The organism is Arthrobacter globiformis, from assembly GCF_030818015.1.
Taxonomy (GTDB): Bacteria; Actinomycetota; Actinomycetes; order Actinomycetales; family Micrococcaceae; genus Arthrobacter; species Arthrobacter globiformis_C.
In genome coordinates, this window is record NZ_JAUSZX010000001.1 from 4,523,687 (window position 1) to 4,548,508 (window position 24,822).

21 protein-coding genes and 2 pseudogenes are annotated in these 24,822 nt (G+C 62.3%); 12 read left to right on the forward strand and 11 right to left on the reverse strand.

Annotated features, from left to right (window positions below; all coding sequences use genetic code 11):
• Positions 1–12: 12 nt before the first annotated feature.
• The gene (locus tag QFZ23_RS21200; protein ID WP_306925994.1) at positions 13–492 is read right to left on the reverse strand and encodes a hypothetical protein; all 480 of its coding nucleotides are present in this window, start codon (positions 490–492) and stop codon (positions 13–15) included.
• A 177-nt stretch (positions 493–669) separates the two neighbouring features.
• Positions 670–1,014: a CBU_0592 family membrane protein gene (locus tag QFZ23_RS21205; RefSeq protein ID WP_306925995.1), complete on the reverse strand. Its 345-nt coding sequence runs from the start codon at positions 1,012–1,014 to the stop codon at positions 670–672.
• Positions 1,015–1,280: 266 nt separating this feature from the next.
• Here QFZ23_RS21205 and QFZ23_RS21210 point away from each other — a divergent pair, with 266 nt between their 5' ends.
• From QFZ23_RS21210 to QFZ23_RS21225, 4 genes are all read left to right on the forward strand, one after another.
• A complete protein-coding gene (locus QFZ23_RS21210; RefSeq protein WP_306925996.1) occupies positions 1,281–2,204 on the forward strand; it encodes a LysR family transcriptional regulator in 924 nt (307 codons plus the stop codon).
• A gap of 133 nt (positions 2,205–2,337) precedes the next feature.
• Positions 2,338–2,487 (forward strand): lmo0937 family membrane protein, encoded by a 150-nt coding sequence (locus QFZ23_RS21215; protein ID WP_104137503.1) that lies wholly within the window; start codon positions 2,338–2,340, stop codon positions 2,485–2,487.
• A gap of 147 nt (positions 2,488–2,634) precedes the next feature.
• Complete coding sequence (locus QFZ23_RS21220; protein WP_306926000.1) at positions 2,635–3,192, forward strand: hypothetical protein; 558 nt, start codon at positions 2,635–2,637, stop codon at positions 3,190–3,192.
• Positions 3,189–6,080, forward strand: a complete 2,892-nt coding sequence (locus QFZ23_RS21225) for an ATP-binding cassette domain-containing protein (protein WP_306926002.1) — start codon at positions 3,189–3,191, stop codon at positions 6,078–6,080. Before QFZ23_RS21220 ends, QFZ23_RS21225 begins: the two co-directional genes overlap by 4 nt.
• Here the strand turns inward: QFZ23_RS21225 and metH are convergent.
• Positions 6,070–9,720, reverse strand: a complete 3,651-nt coding sequence (gene metH / locus QFZ23_RS21230; protein ID WP_306926004.1) for a methionine synthase — start codon at positions 9,718–9,720, stop codon at positions 6,070–6,072. The two genes, QFZ23_RS21225 and metH, sit on opposite strands and share 11 nt — an antisense overlap.
• Before the next feature lie 612 nt (positions 9,721–10,332).
• On the opposite strand from metH, the gene QFZ23_RS21235 reads away from it, so the two are divergent.
• Complete coding sequence (locus tag QFZ23_RS21235) at positions 10,333–10,629, forward strand: hypothetical protein (protein WP_306926007.1); 297 nt, start codon at positions 10,333–10,335, stop codon at positions 10,627–10,629.
• A 296-nt stretch (positions 10,630–10,925) separates the two neighbouring features.
• On the opposite strand, the gene QFZ23_RS21240 is transcribed toward QFZ23_RS21235, so the two are convergent.
• Together QFZ23_RS21240 and QFZ23_RS21245 are read right to left on the reverse strand one after the other, a co-directional pair.
• Positions 10,926–11,486 carry a gluconokinase gene (locus tag QFZ23_RS21240; protein ID WP_306926009.1) on the reverse strand — a complete coding sequence of 187 codons (561 nt, stop codon included), beginning with the start codon at positions 11,484–11,486 and terminating at the stop codon, positions 10,926–10,928.
• Entirely contained in the window at positions 11,483–12,265 is a 783-nt protein-coding gene (locus tag QFZ23_RS21245) for an IclR family transcriptional regulator (protein ID WP_306926011.1), read from the reverse strand. The genes QFZ23_RS21240 and QFZ23_RS21245 overlap by 4 nt, the downstream gene beginning before the upstream one ends.
• Before the next feature lie 428 nt (positions 12,266–12,693).
• Between QFZ23_RS21245 and QFZ23_RS21250 the strand changes: the two genes are divergently transcribed.
• The 3 genes from QFZ23_RS21250 to QFZ23_RS21260 are packed head-to-tail and all read left to right on the forward strand — an operon-like array spanning position 12,694 to position 15,293.
• Entirely contained in the window at positions 12,694–14,067 is a 1,374-nt protein-coding gene (locus QFZ23_RS21250; RefSeq protein ID WP_306926013.1) for an MFS transporter, read from the forward strand.
• A 42-nt stretch (positions 14,068–14,109) separates the two neighbouring features.
• Positions 14,110–14,871 (forward strand): SDR family NAD(P)-dependent oxidoreductase, encoded by a 762-nt coding sequence (locus QFZ23_RS21255; RefSeq protein ID WP_306926014.1) that lies wholly within the window; start codon positions 14,110–14,112, stop codon positions 14,869–14,871.
• The gene (locus tag QFZ23_RS21260; RefSeq protein WP_306926016.1) at positions 14,868–15,293 is read left to right on the forward strand and encodes an RbsD/FucU domain-containing protein; all 426 of its coding nucleotides are present in this window, start codon (positions 14,868–14,870) and stop codon (positions 15,291–15,293) included. The genes QFZ23_RS21255 and QFZ23_RS21260 overlap by 4 nt, the downstream gene beginning before the upstream one ends.
• Before the next feature lie 781 nt (positions 15,294–16,074).
• Here QFZ23_RS21260 and QFZ23_RS21265 read toward each other — a convergent pair.
• Positions 16,075–16,761 (reverse strand): hypothetical protein, encoded by a 687-nt coding sequence (locus QFZ23_RS21265; RefSeq protein ID WP_306926018.1) that lies wholly within the window; start codon positions 16,759–16,761, stop codon positions 16,075–16,077.
• 340 nt (positions 16,762–17,101) lie between these two features.
• Entirely contained in the window at positions 17,102–17,227 is a 126-nt protein-coding gene (locus QFZ23_RS21270; protein ID WP_306926020.1) for a hypothetical protein, read from the reverse strand.
• Between the two features lie 464 nt (positions 17,228–17,691).
• Between QFZ23_RS21270 and QFZ23_RS21275 the strand changes: the two genes are divergently transcribed.
• From QFZ23_RS21275 to QFZ23_RS21285, 3 genes and pseudogenes are all read left to right on the forward strand, one after another.
• Entirely contained in the window at positions 17,692–18,114 is a 423-nt protein-coding gene (locus QFZ23_RS21275) for a hypothetical protein (protein ID WP_306926022.1), read from the forward strand.
• A gap of 343 nt (positions 18,115–18,457) precedes the next feature.
• Positions 18,458–18,928: an Ltp family lipoprotein gene (locus QFZ23_RS21280; RefSeq protein WP_306926024.1), complete on the forward strand. Its 471-nt coding sequence runs from the start codon at positions 18,458–18,460 to the stop codon at positions 18,926–18,928.
• Between the two features lie 377 nt (positions 18,929–19,305).
• A pseudogene (locus QFZ23_RS21285) lies at positions 19,306–19,404 on the forward strand (VOC family protein); the annotation flags it as partial.
• Between the two features lie 113 nt (positions 19,405–19,517).
• Here the strand turns inward: QFZ23_RS21285 and QFZ23_RS21290 are convergent.
• The gene (locus QFZ23_RS21290) at positions 19,518–20,201 is read right to left on the reverse strand and encodes a hypothetical protein (protein ID WP_306926026.1); all 684 of its coding nucleotides are present in this window, start codon (positions 20,199–20,201) and stop codon (positions 19,518–19,520) included.
• A gap of 267 nt (positions 20,202–20,468) precedes the next feature.
• Here QFZ23_RS21290 and QFZ23_RS21295 point away from each other — a divergent pair, with 267 nt between their 5' ends.
• On the forward strand, positions 20,469–21,188 hold the full coding sequence (locus QFZ23_RS21295; protein WP_306926964.1) for a DUF3800 domain-containing protein: 720 nt from the start codon (positions 20,469–20,471) through the stop codon (positions 21,186–21,188).
• Positions 21,189–21,696: 508 nt separating this feature from the next.
• Here QFZ23_RS21295 and QFZ23_RS21300 read toward each other — a convergent pair.
• The 3 genes and pseudogenes from QFZ23_RS21300 to QFZ23_RS21310 all read right to left on the reverse strand — a co-directional run.
• Positions 21,697–22,470 (reverse strand): hypothetical protein, encoded by a 774-nt coding sequence (locus tag QFZ23_RS21300; protein ID WP_306926028.1) that lies wholly within the window; start codon positions 22,468–22,470, stop codon positions 21,697–21,699.
• Between the two features lie 1,290 nt (positions 22,471–23,760).
• Complete coding sequence (locus QFZ23_RS21305; protein WP_306926965.1) at positions 23,761–24,315, reverse strand: MurR/RpiR family transcriptional regulator; 555 nt, start codon at positions 24,313–24,315, stop codon at positions 23,761–23,763.
• Between the two features lie 84 nt (positions 24,316–24,399).
• Positions 24,400–24,627, reverse strand: a pseudogene (locus tag QFZ23_RS21310) (MurR/RpiR family transcriptional regulator); the annotation flags it as partial.
• Positions 24,628–24,822: the final 195 nt, after the last annotated feature.

A 24,822-nucleotide genomic window follows, 5' to 3' on the forward strand; every position in this document is an offset into this window, starting at 1 on the left:
GCCCCGGTCGGGCTACCGGTACCAGCCCACGGAGCGGTCGTAGCTGCACTCCAGCGCGCCCGTACCTGGGTCAGCGCCTCCTCCGGCCGGGAAGTAGATGGCGCCAAAGTTAGCGCCGTCCGCTTCGATCCGTGCCTGAGCCCAGATCTGCGCTGCCTCCAGGTCGGTTTCAGGGATGGGTTCCCGGGTGGTGCGGCCCGTCTCGTGATGGATGTCCAGTTGGTACTCCCCGGGCTGGGATGTCCCGGGATAATTGCCGGGGTCATGCTCGTCCCGCCGGCTTATGAGCACCTGGGCGGCCGCATGGAGAGTGGACTGGTTGCTCGGTGCGTTGCCTTGCTGCTGCTGTTGAATTCGGAGGCCCGATGCCGCGCTTTCAACGGTGTCCTCTGGCTTGACGAGGTAGTTTGAGCCGCTAACGTCAGATTCGGAGCCGCCGACGCTTTTCAGATGCTGCCCGAAGTGATCGGAGCTGGACTGGATGGGGTTCATGCACCCTCCTTGAGGGTATTCGCGGCGAATGCCGACAGTTCCCACCGTAGACCTATCTCCCGGCTTTCGGGTCCTGTGCCGGTGATAATAATGTTCCGGCGGGCCGCTTGTAACGTCACAGGGCCTCGCGGGTGGCAGGTGCGACGGCTCCAAAGAATCTTCGCCGGTGTGCTCGGGCTATGCGCAGCGAGGTGCCCGGGGCGCGTCAACAATGGCCAGTTGGCCGGTTTCGGGGACACCGGGAAATTGCACCTGCGGAGGCTCAACAGCGGCCACCGGCGGCTCCTGCGCGGAGCGCATCCGAAGAAGCGCCACCGCGGAAATGAGGAACCAGGCGACATTCGTGACCACGGACGGCCATGCTTCGTGGAATGCGCCATTGATAATGAAGGCACAGGAACCGAGGAGATTCGCGGTCTGGAAGCCCTTGCCGGCCTTCAGCCAACCCATGGACACAGCCAGGTACGCACTGAGTATCGCAACCGCGCCTGCCCAGCCGGAGATTTCCCACAGCAGTTCCATGATGTCCTTTCAGGGTTGACGCCCGGCTACCATTCGCTGGGCGGAGGGAAGATGACGGGCGATATGTTTTTGTTTCGGTAGAGGCGCCGTGGCCGGAGGGATCAGGCATCGCTGGAACAGTGTTTTCCCAGCCGTCCGGGCGGGGGCCTCATTGGCTGGACGGCCCGGCCTTCATCCCTTGTCTGTACTTTTAACAGCAATTATGAGGACGGAACAGCTTTAGATCAATTGCATTCCGCTGAAGACATGGTTTAGAACTACTTAACATGGATATCGATCCGCGCCGGCTGCGAGTTCTTCTTGCGGTTGCCCGCACAGGCGGAGTGCTCGCCGCGGCGGACGAGCTGGGGATTACGCCGTCTGCCGTGTCCCAGCAGCTCAACAAATTAGAGGACGAGACGGGGCACGCTTTGGTGGTGCGCACACCCAAAGGCTCGGTTTTGACACCTGCCGGCCTAGCCATAGCAGAAGCAGGCGAGGAGATAGAACGCGCACTCAGCGTGGCCCGCGCCCGGATAGAAGGCGGCGCCAAGATCGCAGGAGTCGTGCGGGTGGGCGGATTCACCAGCTTTGTTCGCACGGTGGTGATCCCGCGCCTGCCCGAGTGGCGCACCCAGTACCCGCAATTACAGATCCGGATGATTGAGGACGACTTCCCCGCACTGATGCGGCTGCTCCGCCAGCGGCAGCTCGACGCCGTCGTGGTGGAGCTCGATTCGACGACGGCCGGTCAGCGTTCGCTCTCCGCCGGAATGACCGAGGAGCCCCTACTGGACGAGCCCTGGAAACTGGTCGTACCCGCGGGTGCCCTACTCACCACCGAGAACATCGACCTTGGCCGGCTGCCACTACCGTGGCTCGGCGTCGAGTCCTCAGCCGCCAACGCTTCGGTGCTCGGTCGGCTCCGCGAGTCAACGGGTGCCCAGATGGAGACTGTGCACCAGTACCAGGACACGCTGACCGCTCTGGCGCTGGTCGCCGCGGGCGAGGGTGTCGCCATTGTGCCCACCTTGGCGCTGACCGGAGTCGTCCAGGACGGCGTGGACATCCTGGACGTCCCCGGGCTGGGTACGCGACGCATCGTTCTGTGGCGGTTCGACCGGCGACGGTCAGCCAGCATGCCTGTGGACACAGTCGCGCGCCTTCTACGGGAATCGGCTGCGGCATTCGACACGCGCTCGACATCCTGACCGGCCCCCGTCCCCGTCTCTAATTGTCCAGAGCTCTCTGGACAATTAGGTGAGGTCTGGCTATTTCCGGCAACCTGATCCGGGAATAGGCTAATAAACACCACAGCTCCGCGAATAAACGAAGGAGACTCTCATGTTGCTTTGGATAGCCATCATCATCGCAGTTCTCTGGCTTCTCGGTCTGCTCGGCAACATCGGCGGCGGGTTAATTCACCTGCTTCTGGTTATCGCCGTGGTCGTCCTGATCTTCCACTTCGTCCGCGGCAGGTCCTCCCGGGTGTAGTACGAAACTTGGTTCTGCCGTCGCGGTGGCCTGCTTTACAGCGCCGACAGGCCGCCGTCGGACGCGAGGCCGCGATTTATTGGAGAACTAACGTCACACAACGCGACGGCATCCGGATCCGGACAAGCCACGCCCTACCCTTGAAGCGTGACTTTGACTAAGATCCGCACCGCCGCCGCGAGTTCCCTCGCCGCCGCAGGTCTCCTGTTTGCCCTCGCCGCCTGTTCCACACCGGCCGCCACCCAGCCCACTACCTCTGCCGCGGCGCCTACGTCAACGGCTTCATCCAGCGCCGCCTCCGAGCCCTGCGCCGGTGTGAAGGTCATCGTCGATTCAGGCGCCCTGAAGCAGGCTGCCGCTGACACGTCCGTTTGCGTGCCCGTGGACGCGCCGACTCCAGCGTCCAAGGTGCTCGACGAGGCAAAGGTGAAGACCGAGGGCACGGCCGAATATCCCAAGGAACTGGTGTGCCGTGTGAACGGTGTGCCCGCCGCTGACCTCGACATCGCGCACAAGGGCGGCACGTACCGGGAAAAATGCAGCAAGATGCCCGCTGCCTTTGCCTACTGGGCGCTCTGGGTTAAGCCGGCCTCCGGTGACTGGGCCTACGCGCAGGAAGGCCTCTCCACCCTGAAAGTGAGCCCGGGACAGAGCCTCGAACTGCTCTACACGGTCGACGGCGCACCGGCCGCACCCGCGGCATGACCTTTCGGCCCGCGCCGCTACGCGCCGGGGCGGGCCTCGCCGTCATATTCATCGCGGCGCGGGTCATCTACCGCATCCTTTTCAACGGAGCGGGCATTGGTGACACGGTCCTGCTCAACCTGCCGGCGGTGCCGCTGCCTGCCCCGTACGCCCATGTGGTCCTCCTCGGCCCGATAACGGCGCCTGGCATGTTGGAGGCGGTCCTGTCCGCCCTGCCGATTGCCGGTATGATCCTCGGTTTCGGCCTGCTCAACGCGTTTGTGGACGTGGCGCGCGGCTTCGTTCACCTGGCCCGCGGCGGCCCCCTGCAGGGCTTGGCCCGGACGCTTGTGGTCGCCTGGGCAGCGCTCCCGGCCCTCGCCGACGCCGTGACCTCCGTACGCCTGGCGTTCCGGTTGCGGGGCGAACGCTTCGGAGCCCGCGCCCTGGTGCCCGTGCTCGAGCGCACCCTTGAGCATGCGAGCCGGGTTGCCGCGGCCCTGGAGCTGCGCGGCTTCGGGAGCCGGGCAGCACACCAACCCGGCCAACACAGCGAAGCACCGATCCTCGTCCGGGACGCGCAGTTCCGCATTGGTGACGCCCAGGTACGCGTCGCAGCGTTCGCGCCGTCGAGCGGGTCCATAACCGTCATTACCGGGCCAACAGGCTCCGGCAAGTCCACGATCCTGCGAGGGATCGCTGGCCTCCTCTCACACGTTGACGGCGGAGAAATTTCCGGCACCGTGCGCATCGCCGGTACGGACCGTGCCACCACGCCGCCTCGCGATACCGCCCGCCTCGTCGGCGTCGTCCTGCAAAATCCCCGCGCCGCATTCGCCTCTACCCGGGTCCGGGACGAAATCGCCCTCGCACTTGAGCTGCGCGGCATGGCATCAGCCACCGCCAAAGCCCGGGTGCTGGAGGTCGCGGAGCGTATCGGTGTGTCGGCGCTGCTGGACCGGAATGTCAGCACCCTCTCGGCGGGTGAGGCAACGCTCGTAGCCATCGCCGCCGCGGTGGTGGAGCATCCGGGCCTGCTCCTGGTTGATGAGCCCCTGGCCGACCTTGACACCGCAGCACGCGAACACGTCATCGCCGTGCTCAACGCCCTCGCCCGCGATGCCGGTGTCTGCGTCATCGTGGCGGAGCACCGGGCGGGAGCGCTCGTACCCGTTGCCGACTCGTGGTGGACCATCGACGACGGCGCCCTGGTACCGGGTGCAGCGCCATCCGCGCCTTCGCGCACTGTCAGTGCCCGTGCGACGTCGGCACAGCCAGCCGAGCACGCGCCCGTGCTGACGGCGGCAAAGCTCGCGGTGCACCGCAAGGGCAAGCCGCTGGTGCGCGAGGCATCCCTAACCTTGCACCGCGGTGAAGTGGTCGCCCTGGTGGGGCCGAACGGGGCCGGGAAATCGTCCCTCCTGGTGGCGCTTGCCCTGGGTGAAGCCACGGCCGGTGAAAGCACTGTCGACGGCGGCCGCGTAGCCCTTGTGCCGGACGCCTCGGACGACCTCTTCACCAGGGATACCGTCGCAGGGGAGCTCCGCGCGGCCGAGCGGCGCCAGGCGCGCGCTGAGCGCCAGGCGCGCGGCGGGCGCCAGTCAGACCGGCGCCGCCCGGGCAGTGACCGGCTTTTGGCAGTGCCTGCGGCGTCACGGCTGGCCCGTCTGCGGGGAGACGTCCAGATTCCCATTGGACACGAGCATCCCCGGGATCTCTCTGCAGGAGAGCGCAGGATCCTTGCCATCGCGCTGCAGACCATGGACGACCCCCAGGTGCTCCTGATCGACGAGCCGACGCGCGGACTCGATCCTGCGGCGCGCACAGCAGTCTCGGCGGCGCTGCGGGCCGCAGCGGACGCCGGCGCGGCGGTCCTGATCGCCACGCACGACCTCGACTTTGCCCACGGCCTCGGCGCCCGGATCCTCCCGATGCGTGACGGCGTCGCGCCCTCTTCCGCACCGGCCAACGCGCCGGAACCGCCCCCTCTGTTTTCCCGGCAGGCAGGTGCCGGAGTAAAACCAAGGGTCATCGACGAACAAGCAGACACCCAGGGCGCGGCAAGACGGCGCCGTATCCGGATGCCGCGCGGCGTCGAGCTTACAGTTCTCGCAGCGGCAAACCTTCTGGCCCTCGGCGCCTTCTGCTGGCCGCTGCTCGCCGCGGCCTTCCCGGAGGATGCCGCCGCGGCCCTCCCCTACGCGGCGCTGGCCATTGCGCCGATTGCGGTCGTCGCCATCGTCGTGTCCCTGGACGGCTCGGTCCGCTCCGCACACACGGTGGCGTTGCTCGGAGTCCTGGCCGCCGTAGGTTCGGCGGTGCGGGTGGCCAGCACCGGCGTCGGGGGCGTGGAGGCGGTCTTTATCCTGCTGATCCTGGCGGGCCGGGCCTTCGGTGCCCGTTTCGGCATGCTCCTCGGCGCCGCCACCATCGCCCTCTCAAGCGCCTTATGGGGCGGCATCGGGCCCTGGACACCGTTCCAGATCTTCGCCTGCGCGTGGGTGGGCGCGGGGGCAGGCCTGCTCCCCCGGCGGGTGCGGGGACGAGCCGAACTGTGGATGCTGTGCGGCTACGGCATCCTGGCGTCCTACGTGTTCGGCCTGCTGACCAACCTCTGGTTCTGGCCCTTTGCGGTGGGCGCCGGCACCGGCATCTCCTACGTTGCCGGCGCCCCGCTGGGCACCAACCTCAGCAGCTTCCTGCTCTATTCGCTCGTGACTTCGACGGCGGGCTGGGACACCCTGCGTGGCATCACGACGGTCGTCGGAATCGCTGTGGTGGGGCGGGCCATTCTCGCCGCACTCCGGCGCGTGAAGCCGGTCTCCAGCCTGGACAGGCACGCCGGGCAGGCACACTCCACCCAGGCTCATTCCACGCCGGCCGGGGACTGGCACCAACTCACACCTTGAAGTACTTCGCCTCCGGGTGGTGGAACACGAACGCATCGGTGGACTGTTCGGGGTGCAGCATGAGCTCATCGCTCAGGACCACGCCCATCCGCTCGGGATGCAGCAGTTCCACCACCTTGCGGCGGTCCTCCATGTCCGGGCATGCGGGGTATCCGAGCGAGAACCGGGCACCGCGGTAGTCGAGCTTGAACAGACCAGCTTTTTCCTTCGGCTCCTCGGCCGCGAACCCCAGTTCGGAGCGGATGCGTGCATGCCAGAACTCCGCGAGCGCCTCGGTGAGCTGCATGACCAGGCCGTTGAGCTCGTAGTAGTCGCGATAGTGGTTGCCGGCGAACAGCTCGGCAGTCACCTCATCGACATTGCCGCCGGCGGTGACCAGCTGCACCGGCAGGACGTCGATCTGCCCCGACTCGCGCGAGCGCACGAAGTCGGCGAGGCACAGGTGCCGGTCGCGGCGCTGGCGCGGGAAGTCGAAGCGCAGCCGCTCGGTGCCGATCGGCCCGCCCGATCCGCCGTCGGGGGCGAGAAGCCCCGGGGTGCCGAGGACGCCGTCGCGATCCTCCCCGTGGTGCAGCACCACCACCTGTTCCCCCTCGGAGACCACCGGGAAATAGCCGTACGCGACGGACGCATCGAGCATTCCCTCGCCCAGGATGCGGTCCATCCAGTACCGCAGGCGCGGCCGGCCCTCGCGTTCCACCAGTTCCTCATACGAGGCGCCGTCCTCGCCGCGGCCGGGCTTGAGCCCCCACTGCCCCATGAAGGTGGCGCGTTCGTCGAGGAAGGCCGCGAAGTCGTGGAGTGCGACGCCGCGCACGATGCGCGTGCCCCAGAACGGCGGCGAAGGCACGAGATTGTCGGCGGCGACGTCGGAACGCCCGGGCATTGCCTCCGGCTCGGTCAGGGTGAGCTTGGCGCCCCTCTGGTGTTTCCGCTTCTTCAGCGCGGGAAGGCCGACCTCCGCGGGGTCAGCGCCACGGGCGACCTGCACCAGGGGCTCCATGAGGTCCAGACCCTCGAAGGCGTCCTTCGCGTAGCGGACCTCGCCCTCAAACTGCCCCGCCAGGTCCTGCTCCACGTAGGCGCGGGTCAGGGCTGCGCCACCGAGGATCACCGGCCACCGCTTCGCGAGCCCGCGGGACTGCAGCTCCGCGAGGTTCTCCTTCATCACCACCGTGGACTTCACCAGCAGACCGGACATACCGATCACGTCAGCGTTGTGTTCCTCGGCCGCGGCGATGATGTCGGCGATCGGCTGCTTAATGCCGAGGTTGATCACCTTGTAGCCGTTGTTGGTGAGGATGATGTCCACCAGGTTCTTGCCGATGTCATGCACATCGCCGCGCACGGTGGCGATCACCATCGTGCCCTTGCCCGACGCATCCGACTTCTCCATGTGCGGCTCGAGCAGAGCGACCGCGGACTTCATCACCTCGGCGGACTGCAGCACGAACGGCAACTGCATCTCGCCGGCGCCGAAGCGCTCGCCCACAACCTTCATGCCCTCGAGCAGGTAGTCGTTGATGATGCCGAGCGGGGTCATGCCCTCGGCGCGAGCCAGGTCGAGGTCCTCTTCAAGGCCCTTGCCCTCGCCGTCGATGATGCGCCGCTCCAGGCGCTCGCCGGTGGGCAGAGCCGCCAGTTCCGCGGCGCGCTGGTCCTTCAGCGCTGCGGTGTCGACGCCGGCGAACAGGTCAAGCATGCTGGCCAGCGGGTCGTAGGTGATGTTGCCGTCGGCGTCGTATTCGCGGCGGTCCCAGACGAGGTCCAAGGCCACCTTGCGCTGCTCCTCCGGCAGTGAAGCGAGCGGCACGATCTTGGCCGCATCGATGATGCCGCTGGACAGGCCCGCCTGCACGGCCTCGTGCAGGAACACCGAGTTCAGGGCGATGCGCGCTGCCGGGTTCAGGCCGAAGGAGACGTTCGAGACGCCGAGCGTGGTGTGGATGCCGGGGTACTTCGCGGTGATCTGGCGGATGGCTTCGATCGTTTCGATGGCATCCCGGCGGGTCTCTTCCTGGCCGGTGGCGATGGGGAAGGTCAGGCAATCGACGATGATGTCTTCGACGCGCATCCCCCATTCGCCCACCAGGGCATCGACGAGGCGCGAGGCGATCGCCACCTTGCCCTCGGTGGTGCGTGCCTGGCCGTGTTCGTCGATGGTCAGGGCGATCACGGCGGTGCCGTGTTCCTTCACGAGCGGCATGATGCGCGCGAAGCGGCTGTCAGGGCCGTCGCCGTCCTCGTAGTTGACGGAGTTGATCACCGGGCGCCCGCCGATGTGTTCGAGCCCGGCCTGCAGCACGTGCGGTTCGGTGGAGTCGATGACGAGCGGGAGCGTGGAGGCCGAAGCGAAACGTGAGACGACCTCCTTGATGTCGGCCACGCCGTCGCGCCCCACATAGTCAATGCAGACGTCGAGCAGGTGGGCGCCATCACGGACCTGCTCGCGGGCGATGTCGACACAGTCGTCCCAGCGCTCGTCGAGCATCGCCTGGCGGAACGCCTTCGAACCGTTCGCGTTGGTGCGCTCGCCAATGGCGAGGTACGCAGACTCCTGGTCGAAATTCACATGATGGTAGAGGGAAGCGATGCCTGCTTCACGCTCGGTGGGGAGGCGTTCGCCGTCGGCGCCCCTCCCGCCGCTGGTGACGGCGGCACTCGCGCGGAAGGGCGCAAGACGCTCGACGACGGCGGCCATGTGCTCCGGCGTCGTACCGCAACATCCGCCCACCAGGCCCAGGCCGAATTCCCGGATGAACTGCTCGTGCGCGGTGGCGAGTTCGGAGGGCGACAGCGGATAGTGCGCGCCGTCGGCGGTGAGGACCGGCAGGCCGGCGTTGGGCATGCAGGCGATCGCCACGGTGGACTGCTTGGACAGGTGGCGCAGGTGCTCGCTCATCTCATCCGGCCCGGTGGCACAGTTCAGGCCGATGGCGTCGACGCCGAGTGGCTCGAGTGCGGTGAGCGCCGCGCCGATCTCGGATCCCATCAGCATGGTTCCGGTGGTTTCGACGGTCACCTCGACGAAGATCGGGAGCCGGATGCCGCGGGCCACGATGGCCTGCTTGCAGCCGTTGACCGCGGCTTTGGTCTGCAGGAGGTCCTGGCTGGTCTCGATGAGGAAGGCGTCCGCTCCCCCGTCGATGAGGCCTTCGGCCTGCAGGGCGAAGGTCTGCTTGAGGTAGTCGTAGCTGGTGTGGCCGAGGCTGGGGAGCTTGGTGCCCGGCCCCATCGAGCCGAGGACCCACCGCATCCGTCCGTCTGTTTTTTCTGCCGCCTCAGCGCGTTCGCGGGCGATCGCCGCACCCGCCCGGGCGAGCTCTTCGATACGGTCGTCGATGCCGTAGTCGGAGAGGTTGGACCAGTTCGCGCCGAAGGTGTTGGTTTCCACCGCGTCGATTCCCACCGCGAAATACGCGTCATGAATGTCCGCGAGGACATCCGGGCGGGTGACGTTGAGGATCTCGTTGCAGCCTTCCAGTCCCAGGAAGTCGTCCTCGAGGGACAGTTCCCGCCCCTGCAGCATGGTGCCCATCGCCCCATCGGCAATGACGACCCGGTGGTTCACTGCATCCAGCAGCTCCTGGGAACGGGCGGGGCGGGCGACGGACTCAATATCAAGCGCAAAACGAGGCATCTAAACAGACTACGGCGGGACCCGAAACATTGCGCCGTGTTTTCCATGTGCTACGACGGCGGGTAGTCGCCTTACTGGTGCATTCTTGTGGCGCACCCGCGTAGTTTGTGGCTGAAGTTCTGTCAGTTTCAATGGCCCTTTTTCGTAGACCTCCGCCGCAGGCGCCGCCAACTGCGCACGATACGGCTGCGCGTAAGCCCGTCCGCTAAGTTCACCGGTAGTCCGCGAGGCGCCAGGCCTCATGCCGCGCGCATGTTCGGCGGGGCACAAGCAGAGCGGACGACGGCGGGACTTCCGGGGACTTGAGCCTTCGGTTGGCATCAGTGGGAACTCAGTAGGGAATGAAGGCGATAACCGCCGTTATGTACGGTAATTCAGTTGAAGATTCAACTAACGCCTTCTTCCAGCTTACCTCAACGGTGTTTAAGTGCCATGCTCCATGTTCCAAGTTCATAGCACGCGAATCGCTCCGCAGACCGTCGTCAGATCGACCGGCATTTAGCCCAACGTTACTGCCCGGTAAGGGTTATTTTCGCCGACTGCACCCGCTAACCTTTTCGACTGTGGCCCGGGGCAACGATGTGGGTCAGGAGCTTACGGAGGACCGGATTTATGGCAAAAGCAGTGACGTTTTCCGTGACGGCCCTGCCCAGGAACGGCGCACAGGGCAGCTTCCGCAACACCGTTCTGAGCCTGCGGACAGATGACCTTCAGGACTGCATCCTGTCCGTGTTTCATGTCAGCGACTCGTACGCACTGTTTAACGGCGAAGCACTCCCCGCCCCACACACGACCAGCAACGCCGCGCTCCGCGCCTACCTGCTCCGCCGGCTCACCGGAGACGACACCGACCTGGACTTCGACGTGAAGATCGCTCGGGTTTCAGAATCCACCCGTTCCCGCTCATGATCTAAACCACGAACGCCGTGCCGGGAGTTTGCAGCTCTTGGGACGGGAGCTGTCACACGGTGAAAGTAACCCCGCCGACGGCCTAACTGCCAGAGCGAACAGGCCACTCCCCTGCCTCCCGCACTCCCGCACCCATATCTTTACGAAATCTCGGTTATCGGCGTTAAACAACGCCAGTCAAGAGGGGTGAATTTGGGCCTCCAGCTGGCACGTCTACCTCGAAAGCTTGGGCGTTTCGGACTTCGATCGCATTGTCGGCGAACCGGGTCAGCATCCATTGTGACCTGACGCGATGCTCAGGGTTGCCGTTTAAGCATCTCGAATGGCGAAGAACCTATTGTTTCCGTCAGCCAGTGAGCCACGGCCGCGGCGATGGTGGGCGGTGTGTCTGAGATGTCAAAGACTGCGCCTTTTTCATCAGCGTCGAGCTGTTCGATTGCCTCGAGCTGGGACTGAAGCAGTGTGACCGGCATGAAGTGTTCCTCCCTGCGGGACATTCTGGCGTGTAGCAGGGCGGCGCTTCCCGTTAGATGTATGAAAACAGTCTCTGGTGCTGCTTGCCGGATGAGGTCGCGGTACGAGCGTTTTAGCGCGCTGCAGGCGATGACGATCGGTCCTTCCGCAGAGGCCAATCGCAGTCCGACTTTCCGGAGCCATGGGCCGCGGTCTGCGTCGGTGAGGGCTTGGCCCTTTGCCATTTTTTCGATGTTAGATGTCGGGTGAAGGTCATCGCCGTCCAGGAAGTGTGCATCGAGCATTTCCGCGAGGGTGTGGCCGATCAGGCTTTTGCCGCTCCCGGAGACTCCCATGGTGATGATGCGGAGTCTGTCCGTCGACGGTGGATGCTGCTCGGTCATCCGGTTGCCTTTGCCCATGAGGGTGCGGTCTCGCCTTTAGGCTTCCAGCCGAGCTCGAGCGAAATGGACATGGTTGTCGCCAGAAGGTCAGGAACGCTGCGGCGGAGCTCTTCCAGGCCGGTCTTCTCCCGGAACGTTGTAATTGATATGGCGCCGGCTACACGATCTGCGTGATCCCATACGGGTGCCGCTATGCAGTTCGAGACGATGTCGAACTCGCCGTCGTCCTCAGCCCATCCTCGAGCGCGTACCGTTTCAAGACGCTTCACAAATTCGGATCTGGAAGTGATGGAGTTGGGCGTCCGTTGTTCAAAGGTGGCGTTATCCAGGATGGACTCACGACGGGCACCATCAATGAACGCGAGAATGGCCTTACTGACCCCGGCTGTGTGGATGACTACGAATCCGCCGATTCTTGTGTTCAGGCTGATGGATTGTTCGGGTTCGACTTTATCGACATAGACAATGCGGCTGGCTTCCGGCACGGCGAACTGAACGGTGTGGCCAAGGTGTTCACTGAGCCGGACGATGTGGGGGTGAACGACTGACCTGAGATCGAACTGTTCCAAGGCTGACTGTGCCAGGCCGGCGAGTCTGAACCCGACGCCGAAATAGCCGCGCTCGTCAGTCCGCACAAACCCCGCTTCGATCATGGTCTGCAGGATCCTGGATGCCGTTGTCCTGTGAACCCCCAGGTCTGCGGCAATGTCTTTCAGCGTCCGCGGGTGTTCACTGCAATACTCCAGAATTTGGATTGCCCGGGCTACCGTCTGCGACATGGTTTCTGCTCGATCCTGTGTTTTGGTGGTCGGTCGGGTTTACGGCTCATCAGCTGATCAGGCTTCCCAGTTTAGACAGCGGGCCAACGCCTGAACCGTGCCGCCAGCCCGGTCTGCCCCTTTTCGCCCGGCGTGCCCCCGGCGCAGAGGACGATGACAGGTTTGTGCCCCAAAGAATCGGGCCCTATCTCCCTACAAGATCTCCCCCACAAGCTAGGTGCATCATGCGCACATGGGGTGTACAAATCTACGACTCCGTCCGGGCGGCAGTCAAGGTGAATTGTCCCGGTTTAGCCAGAATAAACGGCCGCATCTGTGCATCTATTGCACTACGTGTGCATATGGTGCACACTGTTTCTCGAGTACGCCAGTCGTTTGGATCGCCAGATGATCCGTTTGCGGCTTTGAATTAAGCCAAAGGAGTCTTGATGAAGACATTGATTTCCGCCAGGCAGCGCTCGGCCCAGCTCACCTTCGGGGAGCTTGGGGACCGGACCCTGGCAAAGGTACGGCGCCGGATCATCCCCGTGATCTGCCTTCTATATTTCGTCGCGTTTTTGGACCGGAACAACGTCGGTTTTGCCAAGCTGACCATGAGCCAAGACATCGGCCTGACTGCCTCGGCGTATGGTCTTGGTGCCGGTATTTTCTTTATTGGGTATGCCCTGTTCGAAGTCCCGAGCAATGGAGGCATGTACAGGTTCGGGGCGAGGAAGTGGATCGCCCGGATCCTGGTCAGCTGGGGCATCTGTGCCACCGCCATGGCGCTGGTCAGCGGTGAGACGACGTTCTACGTGATCCGTTTCCTGCTCGGAGCCGCCGAAGCCGGCTTCTTTCCCGCCGTTGTCTTCTACCTCACCCTGTGGTTCCCCGCCGCACAGCGGGTCACCGTCCTCGGGCTGTTCATCCTGGCCCAGCCGATCTCCAACGCCATCGGCGCACCCCTCTCCGGTCTTCTGCTGAACCTGGACGGGCTGCTGGGCCTCCATGGATGGCAGTGGCTGTACATCATTGAAGGCATCCCCGCCGTCATCCTGGGGTTCCTGGCCCCTCGCTTGTTGACCGACCGCCCCGAGGAGGCCCACTGGCTCCGTCCGGACGAACGCAGCTGGTTGAGCACGACCATGGCGAACGAGCTGGCGGAGAAGCAGCGCAGCGGTTCACACAGCTTCCTGGACGGGCTCAAAGACCGGCGCGCCCTCGTGTACGCGTTCTTGAACTTTGGCATGGTCTGCGGTATCTACGGCTTTGGATTGTGGCTGCCCACCGTGGTCGCCGGACTGGGCAAGCTCGATCCCGCCCAGGTTGGCTTCATCGTCGTCATCCCGTATGCGGCAGCAGCGTTCTTCGTCTTCTACTGGAGCCGCCGGTCCGACCGGACCGGCAAACGCGCAGTACACGCCAGCATCAGCATGCTCATCGCAGCATTCGGGCTGACGGGAGCCGCGTTCCTCCTCCCGGTCAACCCTGTCGCAGCACTGGTATTCCTCACGATTGCCGCCATGGGCGTGTTCTCCGCGACAGCGCCCCTCCTTTCCATGCCATCGGCCGCCTTGGGCGGCGCGGCCGCGGCTGCGGGCCTGGCGCTGGTCAACTCCATCGGAAACGTCGGAGGATTCGTAGCCCCCTACGCGGTCGGGCTGCTCAACGACGCCACGCATAGCAACCTTGCCGGCTTGCTCTTCCTGGCCGCCTGCCTGGTGATTACGGCCATCGCCACGTTCCTCTACGCACGGAACCGGCCCGAAGGCACAGCCGCTCCCAGCGCCGTCGCAGCAGCCGAACTAGCCAAGACCAATTAGTCGCAGCCGGAGAACCGGCTGGCATGAAAGGAACAAATCATCGTGTTTGAACAGTCACTGCGCGGAAAGACCGCTCTGATTACAGGCGGAGGCACCGGCATCGGCCAAGGCATCGCCCTCGCCCTCGCCAAGACCGGAGCCAGAATCGCCATCACCTACAACAACCACAAACCCGACCAGGATTTCGCCGATGAAGTGGAACGCCACACGGGACACCCCCTTACCTCCCTGCAGCTGGACGCGACCATCGAAACGGAAGTCCAGAGGACAGTCGAGGCCCTCGGCCGCGACTTTGGCCGGCTGGACATTCTTGTCAACAATGTCGGCGGGCTCATTCAGCGCTCTGCCATCGGCGATATGGATTTCAAACTCTGGAAGCAGGTCCTGGCCGTCAACCTGGACAGCACCTTCCTCATGACCCACTTCGCCCTGCCACTGATCAACGGCGGCGGCCGCATCATCAATGTCGCCTCGCTGGCAGGCCGTAATGGCGGACACGCCGGGGCGACAGCCTACGCCACATCCAAAGCCGGCATCTTTGGCTTCACCCGTGGGCTTTCAAAAGAGTTGGCATCATCCGGTATCACCGTCAATGCCTTGGCCCCTGGCTTCATCGAAGCGACACCCTTCCACGACACCTTCACCACTTCCGAGTCCAAAGCCGCCACGATCGAGACGATCCCGCTCGGAAGGGCCGGAGTTCCCGAAGACGTAGCCGGGGCAGCGTTGTGGCTTGCCTCCGAGCACGCGCGCTTCGTCACAGGCACAGTTGTCGACATCAACGGCGGACAGTACTTCGCATGATCACCGGCCAACTGACGCATCCACGCATCATCTCAGCGCTGGCAGCAGCTGGCCACGGTGCCACAGTCCTCATCACCGACGGACACTATTCAGCAGCCACGGCAGTCGGACCAAACGCACAAACCGTCTACCTGAACCTGCAGGCAGACTTTCCAACAGTGCCCCAGGTCCTGGCCGTCGTCCTGGGCACCGTCCGAATCGAAAAACTAACGCGGATCACGCCCTCCGAAGACGCAACTCCATGCCTCGTTCATGCACAAATCGATGACCTAACGCCCGAAGGCACCGAAACAGAGTTCGTTGACCGGTTCGAATTCTATAGTCTCGCCCGATCACAGAATCTTGCCTTGTGCATCGTGACGGGCGACTCACGGCGCTTCGCGAACGCACTGCTGACCGTGGGCGTACTCCAAAGGGGCTAAAACGCTGAGTGAACGTCTGACACCAATAACCAGAATGGTATCTGCGTTCGGGCATGCACCAACACTTTCTAGGCTCCCCGTCGCTCTGCAGTAACGAGCGACCGGGTGACCGTGCCGGTCACAGGCGGTGGCTGCTGTGACCGGCCCGTCACCGTGGCCGATGAGCTGTGCACGCCCGCTTAGAATGCTCCTGTGAAGCGGACTTATCACTCGGGTTCCATGAGAAAGCCTCCTGGCGTGCACCCCAACAGCGTGCAGCCCAACAACGATCCCAACCAGCGCCCCAGTAACAGAAGCCTCCGCTTCTGGTCTGGATACTGGGCCGTGTTTTGGACTCTCTTACTTGGGGTGGGGTCCGCGGTTGGATACGTTTTCCTGAGCAACGTGATCATCGGGCGACCCATTGGCATCCTGTCGGTCCTGTTCTTCGTGCTCGGATGCGGACTCGGGCTGGGTCTCTGTCTCCCCGAGCACTTCAAAGTCGCCCGTAAGAAGCGGGCCGAGTTTGTGAGGGCTGGCGGTGATCCTACGGGAATTACTCCTTGGATGTTCGGTGCGATGAGAGGAAGCATCACTGAGGACGGTGTGTGGGAGTGGTACACCCCGTCGGGCTCAAGCGGAGAGTCAAGTGCGATGTAGTCTCGCGTATCCGTTCTGGCGCGGGGCCCCTATGCGCAGGCGTTAATTGCGGGGACTTCTCGGACCACTCCCGCAGGTTGACGAAACGTCGGTTATCGGCGTTCCAAAATGCCCGGGGGAGAGGCCCAAAAGGGCCTTTTCCTTACCTCCCGATGAGCGACCTGTCAGACGGCGGCGGGGCTGCCTGCGGATCTTCGTCGATGCTGTAGATAGTTTCGAATCTGTCGGTGATCCTGGTGATGTCCTCAAGCGTGATGCTAATGAAGGCTGACCGCTTCTTCAGGTGCAGGAAGAGCTCTGTTGACGGCCATGTCATCTGGTCAACATATGTCCCGAATGATCGCCCGCTGGCTCTCGTGTAGGCCGACAGAGCCTGTTGGCCCGTGATCCTTCTGCCGTATGTAAGCTCGATGTCGACATCACCTATTGGATCTATTTCCGGGCTGAGGTAGCTCCCGAAGACCCTGAGCGTATCGATGAACATGGGCTTGCCCGGGTCCGCGTTGTAGGCCTGTGCCCGTTCCAGCAACTCGGAAACGAGCCGGTCTGCAGTCCTTCTGCTGATCGGTTTTCCGAAGCTGGCCATCGCCAGGGCATTTCCTTGAATGGTCGTGTCCCACCAGACGTCTCCGTCGTCATCGACGCGGACCCTCTCCATATATCCGGCAGCTTCCAGCCCCGCAAAGACCGCATCCAGTTCATATCCGGCGTCTTCGAGCAGGTCTGCGACGGCTTCTGCGACCATCTCCCGGCCTCTGAACTTACGCACAATCGCACGAGCCAGCTCGGCCGGCAGTCCAGCGATAGCATCGGTTTTTGAAACCCTCATGCCCAAAGCCTAAGCACCAAACAGCGGAAGTCTTCGATCGTTGCGCAGGTCGTCGAAAGGTCCATTATCGGCGCTTATATTTTGGCCGAGGAAAGGTAGGAGGAGCGCAAGGGCATGGCCTCGGTCTAGGCTGACTCCCGTGGTTCCCCCGTTTATCCAGCCGGCTCGACCAGGTAGGGGCCCGTTGTTCCGGACGCGGTTTGCGACCGGGCCCGCGAGTTTCACCTCTTTCACCAGTTTCACCTGCTTTCACCTCGAAGTCTGGAGATCAGGGAGGGCCCGGGTCGACCGCGCGGCAACGGCACGGACGGAAGCGTCAAGGGATGCCATGACCCCCGGCTTAGCGTCCCATCACTTCGAGCACGTCGAATACGGTGCGGAGCAGGGCGAGGGCGAGGCTGCATGCCGCTATCCACAGCCCTGCGATCTGGACCCGTGTCGCTTTGCCGCTGCCTTTTTCATTCACCTGAGACCACCTGCTCCTTCGAATTGGGTGACCATCGTAGTCGCGGGGCGCTGACACTTTTGGGGAGCCGGACACACCCCGCGGGACCGCCATGCACAGCATGTCCACCGCCTGTCCCGTACTGGATCAGGGACCTGTGAAGAATTGCGTCAGCGTTATGCACCGGAAATTGCCGGCGTGTCCGAGCCTCCGTGAGTGTCGGCGACCATCGAGGCTCTCACGGAGCATCCTGCACTGACCAACACGCCTGCTCGTAGGTTCGTTCTGAACGGGCCAGCCGGCGCCGCCACTGTCGTATGAGCGCTGCGACGGCCGATGCGCCCGCCTGTGCGAGACGGGTGTCTTGATCGTCAACTCAATCAGTGGCGGGCAGCCCGTCGGGCGATGGAACTACCGCTAACCCCTTACGGGCGGGTATTGGCGCTTCTCTTGACCCTTTGGTGACGTCAAGCTAGCTTGACTTCATGGATGGTGATGCGGCGTCGGTGGAGCAAGCACTGAGCAGCGGTGATGTCCACGAGTTGCTCAAGGTGTGGGAAGACTTCAACAGCGGCGAGACCTGGCGCGAAGTGTCTGCCACCGGCAGCGACCAGGCGCGGGAGGCCGCAGCACAGTTCCTTGCGGGGGTAAGGGAAGTCGCAGCGCTTGAGGCGCTACGCGCGAACGCGAAGGCCGTCGAGCTGCTCACGGCCAGGCGCTGGTACGTCATCAAATCCGCGCGTGAGGGTGGCGCCATGTGGGCCCAGATCGGCGAAGCATTGGGGATCACGAAACAGGCCGCCCATGACTTCTACCGTCGCAAGATCGAAGAACAGGAAAAGTACCTGCCTGACCTTCACGACGCGGCAGCCGCGCGTGCGGTTCTGGAAGAAGTGAAGGAAGACTAGCCGGGGCTCCCGTACTCAGCCTCGCCCGGAGGTGGAGAATGACTCGTCGGACTACTCCCCCCAAGGTTGACGAACACAGGCGTTCAAACAACGGGAGTAGAAGTAGCTTCGGGAACTCCCGTTCCATGGTCGATCCCGGTGTTTCCCCGGGTCAAAGTGCGCGACGCCGCAAGAGAATTTCGCTGCGGTCATCCGATGTGCAGCGATCGGCGCCAAAGCTATAGGTCCCCAAACAGCCAGAATCTATCCTCTTCGCCATTCCACATTTTCCGATACAAAAAGGGCCATTCCTCCTAAAATTGTTTCATCGCTTCAAAGCGTTTGGCGGGAAAGGAGAGGAAAAATGAACAAGACATTGAATGCAAAGCAATGGCCACTCATCCTCGGCGCATCGGCCGCACTGGTCCTGTCCGCGTGCTCAGGCGGTGGCACGGAGGAACCGTCGGCCGGCCCGCAGTCAGGGGAAACAGCCAAGGCCGCGTCGAAGGCTCCCGCCGCCCCGAAGGCTCCCGCCGCCCCCGCCATGACCGCGGGGCAGAAGAACGCCCTGGGCAAGGCTGAGAGCTACCTGTCGGTGTCGGCGTTCTCCCGCCCCGGCCTGATCAAGCAACTGGAGTTCGAGAAGTATCCAACTAAGGATGCGACGTGGGCGGTCGATCACCTCAAAGTCAACTGGAAGGAGCAGGCCGCGAAGAAGGCGAAGAGCTATCTGGATACGTCGTCGTTCTCGCACCAGGGCTTGGTCGACCAGTTGGTGTTCGAGGGATTCACCGCGGCCGAGGCTGAATACGGTGTCACCAAGGCCGGGCTCTAAAATCGGACGCCCGGCCATATTCAAGAGGCGGTGTATGCCTGGTTTCCCAGCGCTCAGAAAGAAGAACCGGCGGTACCCACAGCCGCAACTGCCTCTTCAGGGGATCGGTTCCGGCAAGGGGACGGGGTTGGCGACCTGCCAGTGGTAGTTCCTGAATACATCCCATTCGGAGCAGGCGTCCCCGCAGCCGTCCGAATGGTGGATGGCCACCAAATCAAGATGACCAAGGAGGGCACCTGTAATCAGGGGGCCACCTTTCACGGCCATGACGAGAAGGTCGGGCCGGGACCGGTCAGGCACGCTGCTGGCGTGGATCCCGAGCCGACCCCGGTAGCTGGTGGCCCGAGGTGCAGCTGCTTCATGCTCTTGGGCGAGGTGTGGACTGGCATGCCCCTAAACCATGGGGAGCCAGCGGCGGCCAGGTTAAAGACCGGCACGGCCTCCACTGGCTAATAGGCTACGAACCCCAGCCGTAGCTTGACGGAATCTCCATTATCGGGCGTTAAAAGCGTGGGAGTAGAAGTAGCTGCAAGAAGTCCTGCCCATGAAAAACTCTGTCTTGCGAAGTTCGTCATGATGCCGCTGGGTGTCATCCGGCGGACGGCTCGGCTCGCGGGTCACGGCAGTCCCATTGACCATGGTCCAACGGTTGTTTGTTCGAAGTGATCCAACCCCACGGAAACCACCAAGCCCTGCGAACGGAGATCCGGAACCACTGGCCCCTTGATTCGGCATCGAGTTTCTTAATGAGCCTGTGGAGTACCGAGTATGTGAGCCGGTCATCGGGCACGAAAACGTTCGCCCAGGAGCCGGCACCAACTACGCCGCCTATGAAGTAGTCGAACTCAACGAGTGGATAATCATCTCGGAGCATCACCGACACTTCGGCGAGCAAAGCCACGATGTCCGCCGCGGGAATAGCTGTCGGGAGCTTCCACCCGCTTCTGCTCACGTCGATCGAGCTTTCGAGCCGGACAGTGAGTTTGGGAAGATGGTGCCGTACGCGCCTGCGGGCCCTTTCCGCTTGCATTTTTGCAAGCATTTTAGCCATCGATATGGATAGACCTGCCGCCGCTTTGACAACTTCTGGTCCTCCTGCGGCCGCTCCTATTCCAGGAGCAATGCCTGGTCCGGCGGAAACCCCATTGGTGGCCAAAAAGTTTGTGATGCTCGAGACGATTTCGTCTCGAGGGGGTTCGTGCATCGTATGCGGGAAGCCTGTGCATGAGATTTCAAGCGTCAGTTTAGGTATATCCGTGATAGCTGCAGCCATTGGGCACTCTCTTTCTGAGGCCGTGAATCGCCCCGCGGGCTAGCCTAGCCGTCACTAGTGATTCCCCAAGGATCGACGGAACCGCGGCTAACCCTAAGTGATCAGGGACCACACCTTCTGGTGGAGCTGGGCCGGTCCGATCCCTCAGCAGAACAAGGTAGGCAGGCTTAGGTTGACGAAAGGTCCCTTATCGGCGTCGGTAACGTCGTTTCCGACCTCAGCCAGTGGTGCCCCGACACGCCGCCGTGGGTCGGGAACACGACTTTGGTGCTGTCTAATCAGAAGGTGCTAACAGCTTTCCTAGATGAGTCTTACACAGAGCAGGCCTACTACATTGCGGCGGTGATAGTAGATGCTCCATCACTAAAAAAACTTGAGTTGGAACTCACTCGACTTAAGGTGAAGATCGCAGACGATCTGAACATTTCGGTGCTGGCCGAGTTCCATGGGAACGAACTCATGTCGGGCAAGGCCGATTGGTCGTTGATCAAGGGCGATGTCGAAACCGCGAAATGGGTTTACAAGTCAGCCCTGGAAGCTATAAAAGACAGCGGCGCCCATTTCATGTACGTGGCCATCGATGTGGATCTTCTCAACAGGCGGTATTCCAAGCCGTATGATCCGCGTCTGGTCGCTCTCACCTATCTGCTTGAGGCTTTGGATAGGTACGCACTAGGCAACCAGGAGCACATTCGCGTTGTAGCCGATTACATCACCAAGCACAACCAGCTTCAGAAAAAGATCAACGAATTCCATGACTCCGGAACGTTTGGCTGGCGACAGAGCACTTTGCGGCGGATTGAGCAGCCCATCGAATTCTTGGATTCTAAGCACACGCTTGGGTTGCAAGCGGCTGATCTCGTTGCATACATTGTGCGGCGTCATTTAGAGGCTCCCCCAACTACGAATGCTAGAGCGAGGAAGCTGGCTCGCCAGCTATACGGCACGCTTGACGGGGCTTGGCGCCACTGCCGACGATGGCCCTGAGCTTAAAACACAAAGGCCCCGCTCGGGGCCTTCATGGACAACGGCCGCTTTCGACTCGTCGTGATTCGACTGTAGTCCACTTAGTTCTGACGGTTAGAACAATGTGATACATCTCATACTAGCGTGTCTCGCGGTTGGATTTTGGCGTATCCAGGGGTACCCCCGCCGACCTCACGGGTTGACAGAACCTGCCGACCGGCAAATGTGCCACAGGCTGTGGCACCTTCAAGGAAAGGGCCACTGGGGCACAGTGGACCGATGCCGGCCGATTAACCGCGGGCATCGGACGCCGTAGCTGGAAGGGCGCTAGATGGCGGAATATCCGTTATCGGCGTTTCAAAATGGCCGGTGAGAGGCCCGGAAAGGGGCCGCTTCACCAGCCCGTGAAGGTCCTGTTGGCCAGCTGTGGCGAGACTTGTGGGTCTTGCGTAGCTGTCCGGTCCTCAATCTGTCAGTCTCTCCCGGCGCAAAGTGACCGACGGGTGTTGGAGTCACATGCTCTTACCGTTTATGGCAACGTGTTGTCCCAATGGTCGCGCCGGTTTCCGAACAATCCATCGTTCAGGTTTTCAGAGGGGTTACGCCAATGCCGACGGCTCGTCGGCAGGTCAGGGAGCCGATCCTCGTCCTGAACGGACGTGAAGGTGCCAGGGCGCTGGCTGGCCGAAGGGTTCGGGATCTTCCCCTGCGCTGAAGTTGGCTTTATGGTTTGCTGTTGCTGCAGGGCCTGCACAGGCACCGGCCTCTTCGGAAGCTCCTTTCTGTGACGCTTGATGTACTCAAGGTCCCTGCCGACATCTTTGAAACCCGGTGTGCCTTTGTGGATCCGGGAAAGGTCTAGCAGCTCAGTCTCCCGCCAATACCTCCTGAGCAATGTCTCTGTTCCGGGGTATCCCATGCCTTGTGCCATGATTAGCGCGTGGCCGGCTTCCACCAGCAGCTGTAGTCTGGCCACTTCTCGGCCGGCCGGGGTAGCTGCCCTGCCGTAGACGTCAGCCAGGGCACCCCACGTGTGAAGCAGCGCGTCGAGAAGATATTCGTCCTTCAGCGTTTGGCGCACCTTTGAGTTGCCGAGCTCCAGAATGTCCATAACCAACGCATTGGGCATCGTGGCGGAGTCCTCACGGCTAAGCCGAAGGAAAGCCTCGACCCTTGCGGCTGTAATGCCATAAGCCCTCAGCCAAGTGAGTACCGCCTGAGACTGCCCGGCGCCCGGCCGACGCTCCTCTATGTAAGTCGCCGCGGTCCACTTGATGAAGAATGCATATGGGTGTGACTTCATGGTTACCTCCTGTGTCTGAAGGCGTCTGCGACGCCCGGAATGATGGAAAAGTGCAAAAGAAAAAGGACCGTCCAGGAGACGGTCCTTCGAGGGATGACTATTTGAGGCTGACTTGGGGCGGGTGAAGAGGCTGGCTCCTTTCGGTACTTAAAAGAGAAGAACCCCTGCGGTTGCAGAGGTTCAATGGTTGTTCAGGCAGTATGCCGGTGTCCCGTTACTAATTCAGCGGCCGCGATGACGCGGTCTGTGCCTAGCTTTCAGAGTGCCCACAAGAATCATGATGGCGGGTCGCGTCAAGGTCTTCGGTTACGCGCAACAGCGAACATCTGTATCTACTTCCCACGTTAGCAGTCGCTCCAAATTAATTGGGCAAGCAGATCACCAGCAGTGTTTTACCCGCGTCCACAAAGAAACGAGCCTGCGGCAAACAGAGGTCTTTGTTGGGCTGTGACCGATATTCCCGCAACTTCCGTGTCACTTGCAAGTCAAGGGTGCAGGCGACCATTGCGAAGCAAATTCAGCACCATAGATCAGCCTGCAACTTCGGTCCTCGATTACTGCGATTCAAATCCTGCGCTGGGAGGAGCTCAGCTTCCTGATCATTGACCATACTGGACCGTGTCAAGATTTTTGCGTCGGCGCTTCGGCGGCCGGCTGAGGCCTGTTCATATCTCCTGAGATTACCAAGCGCACCAAAACCCGTGCGAACGGACGGTTCTATACGGGTTGCCACGTGGGCGTGTCCGACGATTTTTCATAGTGTTGGCCGGCGAACTGGGCCGACCCCGGTGGTTGATACCCCAAGCACCGGTTTCTGACAACACACTCTAAAGGTCACCCACTCCCCAGCCTTACAGAATCTCGATTATCGGCGGTCAAACAACGGGTCGCACATCGTGAGCCGTCGGACGACGTGACCGCCCGTGTAGGTGAGTTACTGCGGTTGAACGGGGCCCCTGCGCCGTACAGGGCGTGACGCAGGGGCTCCTAGACCGCTCCAGCTCTTGGGGAAAGCTGGGGTGCCCTGCAGATAACCTATCCGGAGCCACGGCAGCGAAGCCGCGGTCATATCCGATTTTGATAATTCTTGAGCAAACCTTGAGCCCAGCAGGTGGGAGGATTTCCCTGGACGTTTCTTATTGCTGCTGGGGTTTGGGTTTGTTCATGCAGCTATTCTCGGGCTCGCTTCCGTTGCCGGATAATGGTGTCCCCTCCACGCCTTTTTCACTGGCTTGACGAAAGGTCAACCAGCCCGATCATCGGCAGACCACCGACACGCTGCCGTTGGAGTCAACGGCTTAAGTCACCGTTGTCGATCTCGCGTAACTGTTCGTACGCTTCGGCCACCCTCATGACGCTGCGTTCACCTTGGGAATGCAGATGCTCCAAGACGGCGTCGGTGATCTGCGTTGCAGCGCTCATCGCGGCTGCGTAGCTGTCGAATGCACCCACGCTGTCGATGGGGCAATCGACCCAGATGTCCGCGAACTGCGCGTACCTGCGCGCGGTTGAGTCAGCGATGAGCACGGTCTTGGCGCCGGTGCGGGGCAGGAATCGCATGATGTCGCCGAATCCTGAGACGCGGCGGCGGAACCCGATAACGATAACGACGTCGCCTGTGCCGACGTGGACGAGTTCTTCACCCAGAGACTGACCCGGCTGGGGCGCGAGGAGCACCCGGGGGCGCACTTGGGCGAGGGACTCACGTAACCGCATGGCAACCGGATAGCCCGTTCGGAACCCAACGATGAGGACATTCCCCGCCTTGGCTATGGCCTCGCTCAACTCCGCGAGCCGGCCGCCCTCGAGTTGCTCGCTGACGCGCCGAATGTTCTCGAGCTCCATTTTGAATCTCTCACTGCCGTCCACGGGCGAGGGTGTGAATCCCAGAGGTATGCCTCTGCCTCGCAGCGTACGGACGTGGTTTTTGACCTCCGCGAAGTCTTGAAAGCCCAACCCAGCGAAGAGTCTGCTGACTGTTGCTGGCGAAGTCCCGCTCATTTGGGCGAGTTCTGCAACGCTGTACGTTCCGATGTCTCCGATGTTGTCCAGCACGATATCGGCGACCCGCTGCGCGCGGGGGGAAAGCGTTGCGTATACGGAATCGATCCTGGCGTAGATGGAGCCCTCATCCTCGTGGGCCGTTGCGTCTTGCATCGCCTGATTCCTCTCCCTGCCCGTATGCCGAACAACGATAGCTCAAAGTCCGGACCCCTCAGCGGTTTCTGCCTTCGACAGAACGAAGGGGTTGCGCGATTTCTTTCATCCTGCCACACTGATGAAACAAACCAATCATAGCGCTCATAAATGAATGAAGCCATTCATTCTCCGCCTAGGCTCCGATGCCTACCG

Bases quoted from the DNA above. Each gene is read 5' to 3' on its own strand.
- QFZ23_RS21200 (WP_306925994.1), bottom strand. From the start codon at position 492: ATGAACCCCATCCAGTCCAGCTCCGATCACTTCGGGCAGCATCTGAAA.
- QFZ23_RS21205 (WP_306925995.1), bottom strand. From the start codon at position 1,014: ATGGAACTGCTGTGGGAAATCTCCGGCTGGGCAGGCGCGGTTGCGATA.
- QFZ23_RS21210 (WP_306925996.1), top strand. From the start codon at position 1,281: ATGGATATCGATCCGCGCCGGCTGCGAGTTCTTCTTGCGGTTGCCCGC.
- QFZ23_RS21215 (WP_104137503.1), top strand. From the start codon at position 2,338: ATGTTGCTTTGGATAGCCATCATCATCGCAGTTCTCTGGCTTCTCGGT.
- QFZ23_RS21225 (WP_306926002.1), top strand. From the start codon at position 3,189: ATGACCTTTCGGCCCGCGCCGCTACGCGCCGGGGCGGGCCTCGCCGTC.
- metH (WP_306926004.1), bottom strand. From the start codon at position 9,720: ATGCCTCGTTTTGCGCTTGATATTGAGTCCGTCGCCCGCCCCGCCCGT.
- QFZ23_RS21235 (WP_306926007.1), top strand. From the start codon at position 10,333: ATGGCAAAAGCAGTGACGTTTTCCGTGACGGCCCTGCCCAGGAACGGC.
- QFZ23_RS21240 (WP_306926009.1), bottom strand. From the start codon at position 11,486: ATGACCGAGCAGCATCCACCGTCGACGGACAGACTCCGCATCATCACC.
- QFZ23_RS21245 (WP_306926011.1), bottom strand. From the start codon at position 12,265: ATGTCGCAGACGGTAGCCCGGGCAATCCAAATTCTGGAGTATTGCAGT.
- QFZ23_RS21250 (WP_306926013.1), top strand. From the start codon at position 12,694: ATGAAGACATTGATTTCCGCCAGGCAGCGCTCGGCCCAGCTCACCTTC.
- QFZ23_RS21260 (WP_306926016.1), top strand. From the start codon at position 14,868: ATGATCACCGGCCAACTGACGCATCCACGCATCATCTCAGCGCTGGCA.
- QFZ23_RS21265 (WP_306926018.1), bottom strand. From the start codon at position 16,761: ATGAGGGTTTCAAAAACCGATGCTATCGCTGGACTGCCGGCCGAGCTG.
- QFZ23_RS21275 (WP_306926022.1), top strand. From the start codon at position 17,692: ATGGATGGTGATGCGGCGTCGGTGGAGCAAGCACTGAGCAGCGGTGAT.
- QFZ23_RS21280 (WP_306926024.1), top strand. From the start codon at position 18,458: ATGAACAAGACATTGAATGCAAAGCAATGGCCACTCATCCTCGGCGCA.
- QFZ23_RS21290 (WP_306926026.1), bottom strand. From the start codon at position 20,201: ATGGCTGCAGCTATCACGGATATACCTAAACTGACGCTTGAAATCTCA.
- QFZ23_RS21300 (WP_306926028.1), bottom strand. From the start codon at position 22,470: ATGAAGTCACACCCATATGCATTCTTCATCAAGTGGACCGCGGCGACT.
- QFZ23_RS21305 (WP_306926965.1), bottom strand. From the start codon at position 24,315: ATGGAGCTCGAGAACATTCGGCGCGTCAGCGAGCAACTCGAGGGCGGC.